Consider the following 1,152-nt stretch of genomic DNA (forward strand, 5'->3'; position numbering starts at 1 on the left):
CCCCCGAACGCGCCCGGCCGCCGTCGTTCGTGCATGGGGCGCCTCAGCGCAGGCCGGCGACGCGAGGCAGGGACAGCCGCGGCTTGCCCGCACCCCGCCGAGGATCGCGGTGGGCGAGCTTTTCGCGCAAGAGGGTCCGGCCGCGGTGAATCCGCGAGCGGACGGTGCCAAGCTTCACGCCGAGGGCCGCTGCGACCTCGTCATAGGAGAGCCCCTCAAGATCACAGAGCACGACCGCGGCGCGGAAGTCCGGCGGGAGCTCCTCGAGGGCGGCCTGGACGTCGAGATCGAGGTTGTTCATCTCATAGCTGCGCTCGGGGCCCGGCTCACGCCCGGGAATGCGGGACTCGGCGTCCTCGGCGAACGCATCGAACCGGATGCGGTTCTTGCGGCGCGCCTGGTCGAGGAAGAGGTTCGTGGTGATGCGGTGAAGCCAGCCGTCGAGCGTTCCGGGCTTGAAGTTGTCGAGCGAGCGGAAGACGCGGACGAAGACCTCTTGGGTCAGGTCCTCGGCGTCGTGCTGGTTGCCCGTCAGGCGGTACGCGAGCCGATAGACCTTGGCGGAGTGCTGAGCGACGACCTCTTCCCACGTCGGGGGCACCCAGTCGGCGGGACTCGGCTCGGAGGGTGTCTGGGTGGTCGCAGCACGTTGCGGTGGCACGTCCACGCACCTCACCTTCACAGCATCGGCGGCCGCACTGTGCTGTGGGCCTCTTGCTCACCAGGCAACCGCTGCGGAACCCCAGTCTGACAGGGGATTCTGAACGTTGGCTGGTCATTCCGCCCAAAGCGTAGCGCGGTGCGTAACCCCCAAGGCGATAGGCTGGGGACGCACCCCGAGCCGAAAGCGTTTCACAACATGACCGACAAGTCCACGAGCTGGGCTTATGCCGAGGGGCTTGCCGTCGAGGACCCGATCGTGGCCCGTGCGCGCGAGCGTTCCCTCGAGCTTGGCGTCTCCCCCGTGAGTCCAGGGGTCGGCGCGGTTCTCACAGTGCTCGCCGCCACCTCAAAGGCCCAGGCCGTCGTCGAGATCGGGACGGGCGCCGGCGTCTCGGGGGTCTGCCTCCTCCGCGGCCTGCCCGCCGCGTGCACGTTCACCACGATCGACACGGACATCGAACACCTCAAGGCCGCGCGCCAGGCGTTCTC

At 68.9% G+C, this 1,152-nt stretch carries 2 protein-coding genes; one reads left to right on the forward strand and one right to left on the reverse strand.

From position 1 onward, the window contains the following. Positions 1-43 precede the first annotated feature (43 nt). Positions 44-661, reverse strand: coding sequence for an RNA polymerase sigma factor SigE (gene sigE / locus ACLN58_RS22430; protein WP_415857414.1), 618 nt, complete (start codon positions 659-661; stop codon positions 44-46). Between the two features lie 198 nt (positions 662-859). Here sigE and ACLN58_RS22435 point away from each other — a divergent pair. Next, on the forward strand, positions 860-1,152 hold a 293-nt coding region (locus ACLN58_RS22435), incomplete at its 3' end, for an O-methyltransferase (RefSeq protein ID WP_415857413.1).

This window comes from Sinomonas sp. G460-2 (assembly GCF_047759905.1).
Taxonomy (GTDB): Bacteria; Actinomycetota; Actinomycetes; order Actinomycetales; family Micrococcaceae; genus Sinomonas.